This is a genomic window from Kaistia granuli DSM 23481 (assembly GCF_000380505.1).
GTDB lineage: Bacteria > Pseudomonadota > Alphaproteobacteria > Rhizobiales > Kaistiaceae > Kaistia > Kaistia granuli.
In genome coordinates, this window is sequence record NZ_AQYH01000010.1 from 482,965 (window position 1) to 498,274 (window position 15,310).

At 64.4% G+C, this 15,310-nt stretch carries 15 protein-coding genes; 11 read left to right on the forward strand and 4 right to left on the reverse strand.

The genetic code is table 11. The features are described from left to right. Window positions 1-73: 73 nt before the first annotated feature. Window positions 74-2,221, reverse strand: a complete 2,148-nt coding sequence (locus tag G342_RS24510; protein ID WP_018184444.1) for a lytic transglycosylase domain-containing protein — start codon at window positions 2,219-2,221, stop codon at window positions 74-76. A gap of 304 nt (window positions 2,222-2,525) precedes the next feature. On the opposite strand from G342_RS24510, the gene dapA reads away from it, so the two are divergent. Both dapA and smpB read left to right on the forward strand, forming a co-directional pair. Continuing rightward, window positions 2,526-3,401 (forward strand): 4-hydroxy-tetrahydrodipicolinate synthase, encoded by an 876-nt coding sequence (gene dapA, locus G342_RS0117380; protein ID WP_018184445.1) that lies wholly within the window; start codon window positions 2,526-2,528, stop codon window positions 3,399-3,401. Window positions 3,402-3,413: 12 nt separating this feature from the next. Then, the gene (gene smpB, locus G342_RS0117385) at window positions 3,414-3,890 is read left to right on the forward strand and encodes an SsrA-binding protein SmpB (RefSeq protein WP_018184446.1); all 477 of its coding nucleotides are present in this window, start codon (window positions 3,414-3,416) and stop codon (window positions 3,888-3,890) included. Between the two features lie 172 nt (window positions 3,891-4,062). On the opposite strand, the gene G342_RS25405 is transcribed toward smpB, so the two are convergent. The 3 genes from G342_RS25405 to G342_RS0117400 all read right to left on the reverse strand — a co-directional run bounded on the left by G342_RS25405 (window position 4,063) and on the right by G342_RS0117400 (window position 7,083). After that, the gene (locus G342_RS25405; protein WP_018184447.1) at window positions 4,063-5,307 is read right to left on the reverse strand and encodes a porin; all 1,245 of its coding nucleotides are present in this window, start codon (window positions 5,305-5,307) and stop codon (window positions 4,063-4,065) included. Window positions 5,308-5,816: 509 nt separating this feature from the next. Then, window positions 5,817-6,467 (reverse strand): uracil-DNA glycosylase, encoded by a 651-nt coding sequence (locus tag G342_RS0117395; RefSeq protein WP_026304560.1) that lies wholly within the window; start codon window positions 6,465-6,467, stop codon window positions 5,817-5,819. Window positions 6,468-6,480: 13 nt separating this feature from the next. Further along, complete coding sequence (locus G342_RS0117400) at window positions 6,481-7,083, reverse strand: LabA-like NYN domain-containing protein (RefSeq protein WP_018184449.1); 603 nt, start codon at window positions 7,081-7,083, stop codon at window positions 6,481-6,483. 271 nt (window positions 7,084-7,354) lie between these two features. Here G342_RS0117400 and rpoZ point away from each other — a divergent pair, with 271 nt between their 5' ends. The 9 genes from rpoZ to era all read left to right on the forward strand — a co-directional run bounded on the left by rpoZ (window position 7,355) and on the right by era (window position 15,021). Further along, complete coding sequence (rpoZ, locus tag G342_RS0117405; protein WP_018184450.1) at window positions 7,355-7,729, forward strand: DNA-directed RNA polymerase subunit omega; 375 nt, start codon at window positions 7,355-7,357, stop codon at window positions 7,727-7,729. Between the two features lie 121 nt (window positions 7,730-7,850). Further along, the gene (locus tag G342_RS0117410) at window positions 7,851-10,058 is read left to right on the forward strand and encodes a RelA/SpoT family protein (protein WP_018184451.1); all 2,208 of its coding nucleotides are present in this window, start codon (window positions 7,851-7,853) and stop codon (window positions 10,056-10,058) included. Window positions 10,059-10,092: 34 nt separating this feature from the next. Continuing rightward, complete coding sequence (pyrE, locus tag G342_RS0117415; RefSeq protein ID WP_018184452.1) at window positions 10,093-10,671, forward strand: orotate phosphoribosyltransferase; 579 nt, start codon at window positions 10,093-10,095, stop codon at window positions 10,669-10,671. A gap of 19 nt (window positions 10,672-10,690) precedes the next feature. Beyond that, the gene (locus tag G342_RS0117420) at window positions 10,691-11,281 is read left to right on the forward strand and encodes a DUF2062 domain-containing protein (protein WP_018184453.1); all 591 of its coding nucleotides are present in this window, start codon (window positions 10,691-10,693) and stop codon (window positions 11,279-11,281) included. 18 nt (window positions 11,282-11,299) lie between these two features. Then, complete coding sequence (locus tag G342_RS0117425; RefSeq protein ID WP_018184454.1) at window positions 11,300-12,064, forward strand: pyridoxine 5'-phosphate synthase; 765 nt, start codon at window positions 11,300-11,302, stop codon at window positions 12,062-12,064. Beyond that, window positions 12,061-12,465, forward strand: coding sequence for a holo-ACP synthase (gene acpS, locus G342_RS0117430; RefSeq protein WP_018184455.1), 405 nt, complete (start codon window positions 12,061-12,063; stop codon window positions 12,463-12,465). The genes G342_RS0117425 and acpS overlap by 4 nt, the downstream gene beginning before the upstream one ends. Before the next feature lie 165 nt (window positions 12,466-12,630). Further along, window positions 12,631-13,386 (forward strand): signal peptidase I, encoded by a 756-nt coding sequence (lepB, locus tag G342_RS0117435; protein WP_018184456.1) that lies wholly within the window; start codon window positions 12,631-12,633, stop codon window positions 13,384-13,386. Between the two features lie 20 nt (window positions 13,387-13,406). Next, on the forward strand, window positions 13,407-14,105 hold the full coding sequence (rnc, locus tag G342_RS0117440) for a ribonuclease III (RefSeq protein WP_018184457.1): 699 nt from the start codon (window positions 13,407-13,409) through the stop codon (window positions 14,103-14,105). After that, window positions 14,095-15,021 carry a GTPase Era gene (gene era, locus G342_RS0117445; RefSeq protein ID WP_018184458.1) on the forward strand — a complete coding sequence of 309 codons (927 nt, stop codon included), beginning with the start codon at window positions 14,095-14,097 and terminating at the stop codon, window positions 15,019-15,021. The genes rnc and era overlap by 11 nt, the downstream gene beginning before the upstream one ends. The last annotated feature ends 289 nt before the right edge of the window (window positions 15,022-15,310 follow it).

Consider the following 15,310-nt stretch of genomic DNA (forward strand, 5'->3'; position numbering starts at 1 on the left):
AAGCGCGCCGCGATGATCCTCAGGATGCGGGCGGGATGGGGCCCGCCCGTCTTGCTGTCTCAGGAAGTGTCGATCAGCTGCGGCCGCCGCGATTGAGATCGCGGTTGATCACCAGCGCCGGCTCGCCGAGGCGGGCGCGGTAGACCTGCAAGTTCTCCATGCAGCGCATGACATAGTTGCGGGTCTCGCTGAACGGAATCCGCTCGATCCAGTCGACGGCGTCGACATTCGGATCGCGCGGGTCGCCATATTGCTCGACCCACTTCATCACGCGACTCCGGCCGGCATTGTAGGCGGCGAACGACATGATGTAGGAGCCGTCGAAGCCATCGACCAGCTTGGCGAGATGGGCAGCGCCCAGCGTGGCGTTATAGCCGGCATCGGTGGTCAGGCGGTCGAGCGAGTAGGGCAGGCCGGCCGCCTTGGCGACCACCTTGGCCGTGCCCGGCATGAGCTGCAGCAGGCCGCGCGCGCCAGCATGGCTGACCGCGCCGGGATTGAAGGCGCTTTCCTGCCTGGCGATCGCATAGACGATCGACTTCTCGATGCTGGTGGTCTTGACAGAACGCGGAATGGCAGCGGTCGGGAAGGCCAGCGTCTCGACCGGCAGTCCGCGCGTATAGGCCTTCTTGCCGACCTGCAGGGCCAGCTGATGCTGTCCGCGCTTTTCGGCCATCTGTGCCAGCAGCGCCATTTCCGCCGGATTGGTCAGTGTCTCGGACAGGCGGACATAGAAGGCGCGCGAGCGGTCATTGTAGCCGGCGGCGGCGAAACGCTGCGCCGCCTGGACCATCGGTCGGCTGTTGAAGCGTTTTTGCACCGCGCTGTCGGCGGCGGGCGGCGAAGAGAGCCGCAGCTGCTTGACGCCGAGCTTGGCAGCAGCGAGCTGGCCATAGAAGGTCGTCGGATAGGCGGCGGCGAGGCGATATTGTGCCTGCGCTTCGGCCTTCTCGCCCATCGCCTCGGCCGTCCGGCCGAGCCAGTATTCGGCACGCGACTGGCTGAGCGGCATGCTGGACACGGCCTGAATCGCCTGGAAATGGCGCCGTGCGGTGGCAGGGCTGTTCAGGAAGCGCAGCGCATACCAGCCGGCGTGGAATTCGGCGTCGGCCTGGTTGCTGCTCGATTCGGCGGCATGCTCCGCGACCAGCTTGTAGGCGAGCTTGGGATTGCCGAGGTCGAGCAATTCGCGCGACAGCACGCGGCGCTCGATCCACCAGGCGTCGGGATTGACGAGGGCTGCGCCGTCGCGCGGTGCCGTCAGCATGAGGGCGGCAGCGTCCCGGTAGTTTTCGCCGCGGCGCAGGAACTGGACCTTGGAATAGATATAGCCGGGATCCTTGCGCAGGCGGGCGGGCACCTTGTTGAGCAGGGCGCCGGCGTTCTTGTCCTTGCGGATCACCGCGGCGCGGGCCGCCGCGAGGTGCTGGTAATCGCCGCCGAGCCGCTTGCCCATGGCAAGGCCTTCGGCCGCGTCGTCGTCATAGAAGAACTTGTCCATCCGGGCCTTGTGGTCGGCCGTCGTCAGGAGCGAGCCGAACTCCTTCAGAATGGTCGCCTCGGTGCTCTCGGAGAACGAATCCTTGCGCCATTTCGGGCGCAGCAGATTGGCGGCGTCCTTGGTCCGGCCGGCGCTGACATAGGCCCGCAGCAGCAGCAGCGTCCCTTCGTCCGAGCCCGGCATGGTGCCGCCGAAGGCACCGATCACGGTCGCCGGATCGGCGTTCATGCGGGTCAGCGCCTGCTCGGCGCGCCGGCGCAGCAGGGCCTGGTTGGGCCAGTCGGGCAGTTCCTGCGTCACCTGTGTGATCTGTGCGACGGTGACGTCCGGGCTGCCGCTTTGGGCGACGAGCCAGGCGATGATGTCCTGGTTCGTCTTGTCCGGCATCATCCGGCCGAGCGCCTGCGCCTTGCCGATCTGGCCGCTGTCGATCAGCTTCAGCGCGGCATCAAGGCCGAGCTGGCTGGGGGAGAAGCGTTCGACCAGGTCGTTCGCCTGCGAGGCGGCGCCGGCCTTGGCCGGACGGGTCGGCTTGGCGACGGGGGTGATGCCCGAGGTGATGATTTCGGCCGAGGCTTCCCGACCGGGATTGGCACGCGGGCGCGGTGTCGAGGACGCCAGCGCATCGGCCGCGATGGAGAGGCTGATCAGCGCGCAGCCTGCGACCTGGGTCAGCATCCATCCGCGACGCTGCCAGCTGCGATCCGCTCTCACGACCATGTCATCCCTCTCGTTTATGTCCCGCCCGTCTGCGGCGCATCCTGGACCACGGTCCCGATACGGCGATGACAAGGTCACTCGACGCAATCCACCCTAACAAGTACTCCCGACCATAAGCCGCCATGGTGAACAAAGGCTTGACGCAGCCTGCTGTCCGATGCGCAGGTGTTGCCCTGCCAAGGGGCAGCGATTATGTTCGCCGCCCAAGAGTTAGAGCACAAAACAGAGCATGTTGGACCGATCCACCCTCGGTCAAGATCGGGGGGGAATTCGGCCAATTGACGGCAACAGGTGGAAGCGCGCGATGTTCAAGGGTTCGATCACAGCCATGGTCACCCCGATGCGAGAGAATTCGGTCGATGAGGACGCGCTGCGTTCCTTCATCGATTGGCAGATCGCCGAGGGTACCCATGGTCTTGTGCCCGTCGGCACAACCGGCGAGAGCCCGACCTTGTCGCACGCCGAGCACAAGCGCGTCGTCGAGATCACCATCGAGGTCGCGGGTGGTCGCGTTCCGGTGATCGCGGGCGCCGGCTCCAACAACACGGCCGAGGCCATCGATCTCGCCCGCCATGCCGAGAAGGCCGGCGCGGACGCCGTGCTCGTCGTCACGCCCTACTACAACAAGCCCAACCAGGAGGGCTTGTACCAGCACTACAAGGCGATCAACGACGCCATCGGCATTCCGATCATCATCTACAACATCCCGCCGCGCTCGATCATCGACATGTCGGTGGAGACGATGGCGCGCCTGTTCGAACTGAAGAACATCATCGGCGTCAAGGATGCGACGGCCAAGCTCGACCGCGTCAGCCTGCAGCGTCACGCCATGGGGCCGGAGTTCCTGCAGCTTTCGGGCGAGGACGGCACGGCGCTGGCCTTCATGGCACATGGCGGCCATGGCTGCATCTCGGTCGCCTCCAATGTCGCGCCGCGTCTTTGCGCCGAATTCCAGGAGGCCTGCATGGCGGGCGATTTCGCCCGCGCGCTGACCTACCAGGACCGGCTGATGCCGTTGCACCATGCGATCTTCATCGAGCCGAACCCGACCGGCGTGAAGTATGCGCTCTCGCTGCTCGGCCGCATGGACGACCGCGTCCGCTTGCCGCTCGTCGGCATTTCCGACACCACCAAGACGGCTATCCGCAGCGCCATGGCGCATGCGGGGCTGATCAACTGAAGGCAGTGAATCATGAGTAGCGGCACCGGCGATCCGCGTTATCGGCTTGCCGCCGACAATCGACGCGCACGCTACGATTTCGAGATCGGCCAGACCTACGAGGCGGGCATCATGCTGACCGGCACGGAGATCAAGTCTCTCCGTGGCGGGCGCAGCACGATCGGCGATTCCTATGCCGCCGAAAAGGGCGGCGAGGTGTGGCTGTTCAACGCCTATATCCCCGAATATCTACAGGCCAATCAGTTCAACCACGAGACCCGTCGTCCGCGAAAACTCCTCCTGCACAAGAAGGAGATCGCACGGCTTTCGCAGGCCGTGCAGCGCGAGGGCATGACGATCGTGCCGCTCAAGATCTTCTTCAACGAGAAGGGGCGGGCCAAGGTCGAGATCGCGCTGGCGCGCGGCAAGAAGCAGCACGACAAGCGCCAGACCGAGAAGGCGCGTGACTGGAACCGCGAGAAGAGCCGGTTGATGCGCGACAAGGGCTGACGCCCTTCGTAACGTTCGGATGAATTGGAAAGCCCGGTCGCATATTGCGGCCGGGCTTTTTCGTGTCGACCATCGCACACAAAAAAAGCCCCGCCGATAAATCGGCGAGGCTCTTGTCGTCTGTCCGTCCGGTGGATTGCGCCACCGGACGGGATATCGCCGAGGCGGCCTGTTACCAGGAGCGCTTCAGGAACAGGTTGGCCGTCCAGGAGTCGCCCGAGTAGTCGGTCGCGTAGTTGGCGAGCGTCGGGCCGTCCTTGAGGTCGACGTCCGTGTAGAACACGTCGGCGACGAGCTCGAGGCCCTTGACCGGAGCGTAGGCGGTGTTGAAGCCAACGCGCCAAGCGTCGACCTTCATGTCTTCCAGGTAGCCCGAGCCGTCGAAGCTGGCATAGCCGCCCGAGAGCGACGACCAGAGCTGCGGGGTCCAGACGTGCTTGTACGAAGCAAGCGCGCTCCAGCTCGTGCCCGAAGCGGCCGAGAACAGGTTGTTGTCGAGGCCGAGGGCGCCGACGACCGACGTGCCGCCCGAGATACCCGTGAACGAGTTGGCGTTGTCGCCATAGGCAGCCGACACGAAGAAGCGATCGCCAGCCGAGAAGTTGTCGAGAGCGACTTCGAGACCACCACCGATGGCCCAGCCGTCCTTGCCGTCAGCCGCGGTGCCGGGGTTGGCGAAGTCGTAGTCAACAGCCGAGTTCGTGTAGGCAGCGGCGACCTTCGCCGCGAAGATGCCCGACGAGTAGGTGACGGCGGCGATGATGTCCGGAACGTTGTCGTTGCCGAATTCGTTGCCGTTGGTGTCGACGAAGTAGCCGTACGAACCGCGATCGCGCTGGTCTTCGATCGACAGGGCGAGACCGAAGCCGTTGACGGCGTAGGTCAGCTGGATGTGATCGGTGGTCGAATCCGAACCGAACATGCCGGTGTCGTCATAGCCGCGGCCGAAGTCGAACAGCGACGTGAAGTAACCAGCCTTCAGCGGGCCGAGCTCCAGGTAGGCGCTGTCGACGTAGGCCGACTTGGTCGACTCGTTGATGCTGTCCTGAAGCGAGCCGGCGTTGCCAGCTTCGTTGCCGGTCTTGGCGCGCATGTCGATGAAGCCGGTCAGGTTACCGTACTCGGTGACCGACGAAGCCGTCAGCTGGATCGAAACTTCCGTGTAGAAGTTGCCCCAGTTGTTGTTCGAGCTGTTCAGGCCGCCGAAGTCGCCGCCGCCGAAGGACGTGCCGAACTCGACGTAGCCGCCGACCTTGATGCAGGTGTCGGTGCCGGGGGAGTAGAAGAAGCCGGCGCCGAAGGCGTCGCAAACCTTCACGTAGTCGACCGGCTCGGCGACCGTGAGATCGGCTGCCTGGGCGCCGCTTGCGAGCACGATTGCTGCGGCCGAGCCGAGCAGAAGGGACTTAAAGTTCATAACCTGACCTCTGGTTGTCAGGGGATCGGAAGGCGCCTGGCTGCCTACGGCCCGCGCTGTTTCCAGCGCTGCGAAGCGGCGTGCCTGGCCCTGTTCCCCCAGCCAATGAGCTGTCCGCAACCCCCCATGGGAAGCGGACAGGACTTTCTCCAAATCACTCGTCGAAAGTCAGGTGAACTTAGCGAGGAAGGTGATTCACGTAACTCAAAAACAGCCAGGCTTCCGATATGTATGGATGATTGTAAGCTTGAGTGGCTATTTTGCTGCACCTCCCGTTTTGGAAGGTGTGACGGCTTTGGAGATCCGGTGGGGAGCCGGGCGGCCTGTCGGCGGGGAAGGGCGCTCGACCGGCAGAGGGCTCGGGCGGAGGGCGCTTCCTAAGGGCCTGGATGCCAGGATCGCCGGCCGCTTCCAGCGGGAGACACCATCTCTATGTGGCGAGGCTGTGTCGAAACCGATCGCCAATGGCGCGTTCGGGGCGCGTCTTGCCAGGCCGGGGCGGGCGGGCGCTAGAGCGGGCCGGCGTCGAGGAACTCGCGCACGTCCGAGAAAACGGCGCGGAACATATCCGTCGTCAGGACGCCGGTGTTCGTGTTGTAGCGAGAGCAATGGTAGCTGTCGAAAACGGTAAGTGAACCGATGTTATGATGTGCGCGATGGGCAAATTTGTGCCGCGCCATCTTCTCGCCGAGCGCCACGACGACGCTGTCATGCGCGATCTTGCCGAGCGCGATCACGGCCCGCAGCCGGGGCATGGCGCGCAGGGTGGCGGTGAGGAACGGACGGCAGCCGCGGATCTCGTCCGTCGTCGGCTTGTTCTCGGGGGGCACGCAGCGCACCGCATTGGTGATCGCCGTGTCGATCGGCGTCAGGCTGTCGTCGGGCCTTGCCTCGAACACGCCGCGCGCAAAGCCGAACTCGATCATCGTCTGGTAGAGCAGGTCGCCGGCATAGTCGCCCGTGAACGGGCGACCGGTGCGGTTGGCGCCGCGCAGGCCCGGCGCCAGTCCGACGATCAGCAGGCGCCCGTCATCCACCCCGAAGGAGGGAACGGGCGCATTGTTCCAGTCCGGCTGCTTGGCCCGCCACTCTTCCCGGAAGGCGACGAGGCGCGGGCAGAGCGGGCAGTCACGAGACGGATCCGAGAAAGACAGTGTCACGGACGGCTCGGGCTCAGTTCTCGTCGTCGAAATCGTCGTCGAAGTTGCTGCTCGCGTGCTGGCGCTCGATGCTGCGGTGGGCGCGCTCGGACGGATCGCGGCCGATCCGGTTCTGCAGGCTGACCAGGTCGATGAAATGGTCGGCCTGGCGCCGCAATTCGTCGGCGATCATCGGCGGCTGGGTCGCCAGCGTCGAAATCACCGACACCTTGCGTCCCTTGCGCTGCACCGCCTCGACCAGCGAGCGGAAATCGCCGTCGCCGGAAAACAGCACGACATGGTCGACATGCTCGGCCACTTCCATGACATGGACGGCCAGTTCGATATCCATGTTTCCCTTGACCTTGCGGCGGCCGGCGGCGTCGAAGAACTCCTTGGTCGGCTTGGTCACGACCGTGTAGCCGTTGTAGTCGAGCCAGTCGATCAAGGGCCGGATCGAGGAGTACTCCTGATCCTCCGACAGCGCCGTGTAATAATAGGCGCGCATCAGATAGCCCTTGGACTGGAACTCGACGAGGAGTTTCTTGTAGTCGATGTCGAACGCGAGGGCCTTTGCGGCTGCGTATAAATTGGCGCCATCGATAAAGAGTGCGATCTTTTCGCGTGCGTCGAACATGTGCAGACCCAATAATCTAAATCAACGACAATGATAGTATGATTGAGCGAGAAAGGCCTAATCCAAGCCCGACTCGAAACAGCAATATCGAATCAATATAGGGTGTCCGCCGCTCCCGCAAACGGTCCGGATGCCTCGTTTGTGAGCGATCCGGAGCGCTGTAGTCCCCTGCGGCAAGGTGGTGAGAAGCGTATAAACCCTTGCAATCCGGCGGCTGCGCACTTATTCATGCGCGCTTGAACCCCAGATTTTCCCGAACAGGAGACCTGACATGGCGCGCGTCACCGTGGAAGATTGCGTCGACAAGGTCGAGAACCGCTTCGAGCTGGTACTCCTTGCCGGCCACCGTGCTCGCATGATCGCCAGCGGCTCGCCGCTGACGATCGATCGCGACAACGACAAGAACCCCGTCGTTGCGCTCCGCGAGATCGCCGACGAGACCGTCCATCCGGACGATCTCAAGGAGGATCTGATCCATTCGCTGCAGAAATACGTCGAGGTCGACGAGCCCGAGCAGGATATGCAGCTCCTGGCCGACGATTCGGCGGATGAAGACAACGGCGTCGCCTTCGACCGCATGTCGGAAGAAGACCTGCTGCGCGGTCTCGAGAACATGGTTCCGCCGGACAAGCAGGACGACTTCTGAGGCGTCACGTCGCACAGGGGCTAAACGCTTGTCGTTTGGCCCCGTTCGCTATCCTATATGAATGGATAGCCTTTTGGCCGGGTTATGCCCGGCCTATTCGTGTGCCTTCGGAAATTGCGCCATGATGCGCCAGTATGAACTCCTCGAGCGTGTCCAGCGGTATAATCCGCATGCCGACGAGGGGCTTTTGAACAAGGCCTATGTGTATGCCATGCAGAAGCATGGCTCGCAGCGGCGCGCCAATGGCGATCCCTACTTCTCGCACCCGCTCGAAGTCGCCGGCATCCTCACCGACCTGAAGCTCGACGACGCGACCATCGCGGTCGCGCTGCTGCACGACACCATTGAGGACACGGACGCCACGCGCTCCGAGATCGATGGCATGTTCGGCGAGGACATCGGCCGGCTGGTCGAGGGTCTCACCAAGATCAAGCGCCTCGATCTGGTGACCAAGAAGGCCGCCCAGGCCGAGAATTTCCGCAAGCTCCTGCTCGCCATCTCCGAGGATGTGCGCGTGCTGCTGGTGAAGCTGGCCGACCGGCTTCACAACATGCGCACGCTGCATTTCATGCCGGAGGAGAAGCGCGGCCGCATCGCCGAGGAAACGCTGGAGATCTATGCGCCGCTGGCCGGCCGCATGGGCATGCACGACATGCGCGAGGAGCTCGAGGAGCTCGCCTTCGCCGTCGTCAATCCCGAGGCGCATCTCGCCGTCACCAACCGGCTGGCCGAGGTTCGCACGCGCAATGAGAGCCTGATCGAGGAGATCGAGAAGGATCTGCGCGAGAAGCTCGAGAAGCACGGCATGAAGGCCAAGGTCTACGGCCGAACCAAGCGTCCCTATTCGATCTTCCGCAAGATGGAGCGGAAGGCCGTCTCGTTCGAGCAGCTCTCCGACATCATCGGCTTCCGCGTCATCCTCGAGACGACGGCGGAGTGCTACGCGGCGCTCGGCATCGTCCATACCACCTGGCCGACCGTGCCCGGGCGTTTCAAGGACTATATCTCGACGCCGAAGCAGAACGACTACCGGTCGATCCACACCACCGTTGTCGGACCCGGCCGCCAGCGCGTCGAGCTGCAGATCCGCACCCGCGAGATGAACGACGTCGCCGAATACGGTATCGCCGCGCACGCGCTCTACAAGGACAAGGGCAACGGCAATCTCTCCGACGAGAGCCGTGCCTATACCTGGCTGCGCCGCACGGTCGAGATGCTGGCCGAAGGCGACACGCCGGAGGAATTCCTCGAGAACACCAAGCTCGAGCTGTTCCACGACCAGGTGTTCTGCTTCACGCCGAAGGGGCGGCTGATCGCGCTGCCGCGCGGCGCGACGCCGATCGACTTCGCCTATGCGGTCCATACCGACATCGGCGATACCTGCGTCGGCTGCAAGATCAACGGCCGCATGATGCCGCTGACGACCGAGCTGCATAATGGCGACGAGGTCGAGATCATCTGCTCCAAGGCGCAAGTGCCGCCGCCGGCCTGGGAATCGATCGCCATCACCGGCAAGGCGCGTGCCTCGATCCGCCGCGCCGCCCGCACCGCGATCCGCAAGCAATATGCCGGTCTCGGCCGCAAGATCGTCGAACGCGCCTTCGAGCGTGCCGGTCGCGATTTCTCCGAGGATCGGCTGAAGGCGGCGCTGCCGCGCCTGGCGCAGCAGAATATCGAGGACATGCTGGCCTCCGTCGGTCGTGGCGAGATCCCATCCGTCAACGTGCTGAAGGCGGTCTATCCCGATCACAAGGAAGAGCGGGCCGCCGTGCCGAAGGGCGGCAACGGCACCGGCGGCGAGCCGGGCTGGTTCGGGTTGAAGAAGGGCTCGGGCATGATGTTCCGCGTGCCGAACGGCGAGCCGCCGGCCGAATTGCCGGCCATCCCGATTCGCGGCTTGCATGGCGACATGCCCGTGCGCTTCGCGCCCGAGGCCGGCGCCGTGCCTGGCGACCGCATCGTCGGCATCATGACGCCGGGCGAGGGCATTACCATCTATCCGATCCAGTCGCCGGCCCTGAAGGACTTCGACGACGAGCCGGATCGTTGGCTCGATGTGCGCTGGGATATCGACGCCGCCAATCGCGAGCGCTTCCCCGCTCGCATCGAGGTGACGGCGATCAACGAGCCCGGCACGCTGGCGCAGATCGCCCAGATCATCGCCGACAATGACGGCAACATCTCGAACCTGCGCATCGTCAAGAGCGCCCCCGATTTCTCGGAGCTGGCGATCGACCTCGAGGTGTGGGACCTGAAGCATCTCAATCGCCTTTTGAGCGACCTTCGCGAACGCCATGTCGTGAGCGCTGCCAACCGCGTCAACGCCTGACGGCCGCGACGGCAAGATCTGGACTGGATACAGAATGAATCAAGCTGAAATCCTCGACGTTTTCCGCGCATCCGGCGCTCTGCTCGAGGGCCATTTCATCCTGAGTTCAGGGCTGCGCAGTCCGATCTTCCTGCAGAAGGCCCGCGTCTTCATGTATCCGGACCGGACCGAGCGCCTCTGCAAGGCGCTGGCCGAGAAAATCCGCGAGACGGGCATCGAATTCGACCTGATCGTGTCGCCGGCTCTCGGGGGGCTGATCCCCGGCTATGAGACGGCCCGCCATCTCGGCGTCCCGGCTATGTGGGTCGAGCGCGAGCAGGGCGAGTTCCGCCTGCGCCGGTTCGAGCTGCCGGAAAACGCCCGCATCATTGTCGTCGAGGACATCGTCAGCACCGGTCTGTCGATCCGCGAGACGATCAGCGCGATCCGGGCGATTGGCGGCAATGTCGTCGCCGCCGCCTGCCTGATCGACCGCTCGGACGGCGAGGCCGAGGTAGGTGTGCCGCTGGTGGCGCTGACGCGCTACAAGGTGCCCGCCTATCCGGTCGACCAGCTGCCGCCGGAACTTGCCGCCATTCCCCCGGTGAAGCCGGGCAGCCGCAGCCTCGCCTGAGGCAGGCCCACGAGAGCGATTGCCGCATTTCATGCTGTTCCGTCGCCGCCGCCCCCTGAAGCCGCATCAGAAACTGGTCCAGTTCGTGTGGCCCAAGGGTGGCTGGGCGCGTGCCCTGCGCTATTACGGCAAGCGGCTGTTGCGCCTCTCCGGCTCACCGCATTCGATCGCCAGCGGTTTCGCGGTCGGCGTCGGGCTGGCGATGACGCCGTTTCTCGGCTTTCACTACCTGCTCTGCTTCGTCGCCGCCTTCCTGGTGCGCGGTAACGTGCTCGCCGCGGTGCTCGGCACCTCGATCGGCAACCCGCTGACCTTCCCGTTGATCTGGTTCGGCACCTTCGAAACCGGCAGCCTGATCCTCGGCTGGTTCGGGCGCCGGCCCGAGCCTATCGATTTCGATCATTTGGCGCACAAGCTGCTGACCGATTCCTGGCGCGAGATCTGGCCGATCCTCGAACCCATGCTGATCGGCGCCATACCGATTGCACTGGTGCTGGGTGCGGTCTCTTATGTTCTCGTCTATATCGCCGCCATGGGCTTCCAGTCGTCGCGCCGGGAGAGATTCGCCGTACGCCGCAGAACGCTGCACGGCCACCATCATCGGCATTGAGTGAAAGGGGATCACGTCGTGACTGTCCGCAACGAACTTCGCCTCGGCGTCAATGTCGATCACGTCGCGACGATCCGGAATGCGCGCGGCGGCGTGCATCCCGATCCGGTTCGCGCGGCGCAGCTCGCGGCAGCCGCAGGCGCCGACGGCATCACGGCGCATCTGCGCGAAGACCGGCGCCACATCATCGACAGCGACATCGAACGCCTGCGCGCCGAAATCGCCCTGCCGCTCAACTTCGAGATGGCGGCGACGCGCGAAATGGTCGACATCGCGCTGCGCCACAAGCCGCACGCCGCCTGCATCGTGCCGGAGCGCCGCGAGGAGCGGACGACGGAAGGCGGTCTCGACGCCGCCGGCCAGCTCGCCCATCTCCTGCCGATGGTGCGCGAACTCGGAAGCGCCGGCATTCGCGTTTCGCTGTTCATCGCGGCCGACCGCCAGCAGATCGACGCCGCCGTCGCGCTGGGCGCGCCGGTCGTCGAGCTGCATACCGGCACCTATTGCGAGGCGATCGAGGCCGGGCCCGAGGCATTCGAGCGCGAGCGCGCGCGGATTGAGGATGCCGCCCGATATGGCGCCGGCCTCGGCCTCGAAATCCACGCGGGTCACGGGCTGACGTTCGACACGGTCAAGCCGATCGCCGCAATCCCGGTGATCCGCGAGCTCAATATCGGCCACTTCCTGATCGGCGAGGCGGTGTTTATCGGCCTCGAACAGTCGATCAGGACCATGCGCGGCCTGATGGACGAGGCGCGCGCCACGGCGGATGCGCTGTCATGATCATCGGGCTTGGCAGCGACCTGATCGACATCCGCCGTGTCGAAAAGACCCTCGAACGGTTCGGCACGCGCTTCACGGAGCGCGTCTTCACCGAGATCGAGCAGAAGAAGTCCGACCGGCGCGCCCAGCGGGCGGCGTCCTATGCCAAGCGCTTTGCCGCCAAGGAAGCCTGCGCCAAGGCGCTCGGCACCGGTCTCAACCACGGCGTCTTCTGGCGCGACATGGGCGTGGTCAACCTGCCGAGCGGCAAGCCGACCATGGCGCTGACGGGCGGCGCGGCCGAACAGCTGGCCCGCATGATGCCGGCGAACCACCATGCCGCCATCCATCTGACCATCACCGACGACTACCCGCTGGCGCAGGCCTTCGTAATCATCGAGGCCTTGCCAGATATCGTCTGAAGCGGCTTTCCGGGATCCGATCCTGCGGCTTACTGACGGTTTCCCATTTGTCGCGGCGCAATTTCTGGGCGATGTCCGGCCATGCGTTGCGCCGGCGTCGGTGACTCGATATGAACCACGTTCTGCCAGACGGTGGGATGCACGAAAGACGGATCGGAAGGACGCATGAGCGTGGCGGGCGAGAAATACAAGGCCGAGCGCGGCGGCATGGGCGAAACCTTCAAGATCGTCTTCAACGCGCTCATCCTGGCGCTGATCGTCCGGACCTTCCTGTTCCAGCCGTTCAATATTCCGTCGGGTTCGATGAAGTCGACCTTGCTGGTCGGCGACTATCTGTTCGTGTCGAAATACGCCTACGGCTACAGCAAGTATTCGATTCCGTTCGCGCCGGACCTGTTCTCGGGCCGCGTCTGGGCAACCCCGCCGGAGCGCGGCGACGTCGCCGTCTTCAAGCTGCCGCGCGATCCGTCCGTCGACTATATCAAGCGGGTGATCGGCCTGCCGGGCGACAAGATCCAGATGATCGACGGCGTGCTGCAGATCAACGGCAAGCCGGTGCCGAAGGAAAAGATCGACGACTATGTGACGACCGACGAGTTCGGGACCGAGACGCATGTGCCGCGCTACAAGGAAACGTTGCCGAACGGCGTCAGCTATACGGTGCTCGACCTCGATCCGCGCAGCTTCTCGGACGACACGCCAGTATATGAAGTGCCGGCGGATCACTATTTTATGATGGGCGACAACCGCGACAATTCCACCGACAGTCGCGTTCTGGGAGCAGTGGGCTACGTTCCGTTCGAGAACTTTGTCGGCCGTGCCGGCATGGTGTTCTTCTCCGTCGAGGAGGGTGCGCAGGCCTGGCAATTCTGGAAGTGGCCCTGGACCGTTCGTTTTGACCGACTTTTTAAGGTGATCTGAGCTTGGCCTCCGAAGAACCGTTGCAGCGTCTCGAAGAAAGGATTGGTCATCGGTTTTCGAGCCGCGGTCATCTGGTTCGTGCGCTGACCCATGCGAGCGCCGTGGCGGAGAGCCATCTGGCGCCGGGCGAAAGCTATCAGCGCCTGGAGTTTCTGGGCGACCGCGTGCTGGCGCTCGTCATCGCCGACATGCTCCTCGAAGCGTTTCCCGATGCCGACGAGGGCGAGCTGGCGCGCCGGCTGACCGGGTTGGTACGCAATGAGAGCTGCGCCGAAGTGGCGCTCGATATCGATCTCGGCAGCTGGATCCGGCTCGGCGGCGGCGAAGTGCAGTCCGGCGGACGGCGCAAGGCCGCGATCCTCGGCGATGTCTGCGAGGCGGTGATCGGTGCTATCTTCGTCGATGGTGGATTGCCGGCGGCACGCGCCTTCATCGATCGCAACTGGCGCAAGCGCATGCTCAACTGGACCGGGCCCTTGCGCGACGCCAAGACGACGCTGCAGGAATGGGTGCAGGGCCGCGGCCTTGCCGCCCCGAAATATGAAATTGCCGAGCGGAGCGGGCCTGACCACGCTCCGCATTTTACAGTCGAAGTGAAGATCGAGGGCATGCCTATCGTCCTCGGTTCGGGCCGATCGCGGCGCGAGGCAGAGCAGAAGGCGGCGACCGCCGTGCTGCGTGCCCAGGGCGTATGGAGAGAAGAAACGCATGCCGTCTGATCTGGTGAATACCGAGGAGACCCCGACCCGCTGTGGTTTTGTCGCGCTGATCGGCGCGCCGAACGCCGGCAAGTCGACCCTCCTCAACCAGCTGGTGGGCACGAAGATATCGATCGTCACCCACAAGGTGCAGACGACGCGCGCCATCATGCGCGGCATCGCGCTCGAAGGCGCCTCGCAGATCATCTTCGTCGACACGCCCGGCATCTTCCAGCCGAAGCGCCGCCTCGACCGCGCCATGGTGGAGACCGCCTGGGGCGGCGCCAAGGATGCCGATCTCATCTGCGTGCTGATCGATGCCGAGCGCAGCAACAAGGGCGAGACGGCCCAGATCCTGGACAAGGTCGCGGCGATCAAGGGTCCGAAGATCCTGGTGATCAACAAGATCGACACGGTTCGCCACGAATCGCTGCTGGAAATGGCGGCGAAGGCCAATGCGACCGTGAAGTTCGAGCAGACCTTCATGATCTCGGCCCTCAAGGGCCATGGCTGCAAGGATCTGATGAGCTTCCTGGCCGGCCGCGTTCCGCTCGGTCCCTGGCTCTACCCCGAGGACCAGATCTCCGACCTGCCGCTTCGCGCGCTGGCCGCCGAGATCACGCGCGAGAAGATGTTCCTGCGCCTGCATGACGAGCTGCCCTACCAGTCGACCGTCGAGACGGAACTCTGGAAGGACCAGGCCGACGGCTCGACCCGAATCGAGCAAACGATCTATGTCGAGCGCGAGAGCCAGAAGAAGATCGTCATCGGCCACAAGGGCGAGACGATCAAGGGTATCTCGATGGCCGCGCGCACCGAGATCCAGGAAATGGCCGAGCGGCCGGTCCACCTGTTCCTGTTCGTCAAGGTTCGCGAGAACTGGGGCGACGACCCGGAGCGATATCGCGAGATGGGGATCGAGTTCCCCCGCGGCTGAGGCAGGATTTTGTTGCCTCTCCCTGAGGGATGCCTTTGCGAACATCGAAGGCGGTCACGGCGCACCGGCAGGGCCTCGTCGCCCCGGCGAAGGCCGGGGCCCATGAGCACCGGCCAGGCAAGCCGAATGCCAGCCTTCTGGCTGCTGGCCGGTGTGTCTGGATCCCGGCCTTCGCCGGGATGACGGCGGAAGGGCGCCGGTGTTGTGCGAAGTTCTCTCAGAGGAGACCTTTGCAGACCCCGTCCCTCTCATGCTGAGGAGCCCCGAAGGGGCGTCTCGAAGCAGGCAG

Excerpts from the sequence above, each read along its gene's own strand:
- G342_RS24510 (WP_018184444.1), bottom strand. The coding sequence starts at position 2,221 with ATGGTCGTGAGAGCGGATCGCAGCTGGCAGCGTCGCGGATGGATGCTG.
- dapA (WP_018184445.1), top strand. The coding sequence starts at position 2,526 with ATGTTCAAGGGTTCGATCACAGCCATGGTCACCCCGATGCGAGAGAAT.
- smpB (WP_018184446.1), top strand. The coding sequence starts at position 3,414 with ATGAGTAGCGGCACCGGCGATCCGCGTTATCGGCTTGCCGCCGACAAT.
- G342_RS25405 (WP_018184447.1), bottom strand. The coding sequence starts at position 5,307 with ATGAACTTTAAGTCCCTTCTGCTCGGCTCGGCCGCAGCAATCGTGCTC.
- G342_RS0117400 (WP_018184449.1), bottom strand. The coding sequence starts at position 7,083 with ATGTTCGACGCACGCGAAAAGATCGCACTCTTTATCGATGGCGCCAAT.
- rpoZ (WP_018184450.1), top strand. The coding sequence starts at position 7,355 with ATGGCGCGCGTCACCGTGGAAGATTGCGTCGACAAGGTCGAGAACCGC.
- G342_RS0117410 (WP_018184451.1), top strand. The coding sequence starts at position 7,851 with ATGATGCGCCAGTATGAACTCCTCGAGCGTGTCCAGCGGTATAATCCG.
- pyrE (WP_018184452.1), top strand. The coding sequence starts at position 10,093 with ATGAATCAAGCTGAAATCCTCGACGTTTTCCGCGCATCCGGCGCTCTG.
- acpS (WP_018184455.1), top strand. The coding sequence starts at position 12,061 with ATGATCATCGGGCTTGGCAGCGACCTGATCGACATCCGCCGTGTCGAA.
- lepB (WP_018184456.1), top strand. The coding sequence starts at position 12,631 with ATGAGCGTGGCGGGCGAGAAATACAAGGCCGAGCGCGGCGGCATGGGC.
- era (WP_018184458.1), top strand. The coding sequence starts at position 14,095 with ATGCCGTCTGATCTGGTGAATACCGAGGAGACCCCGACCCGCTGTGGT.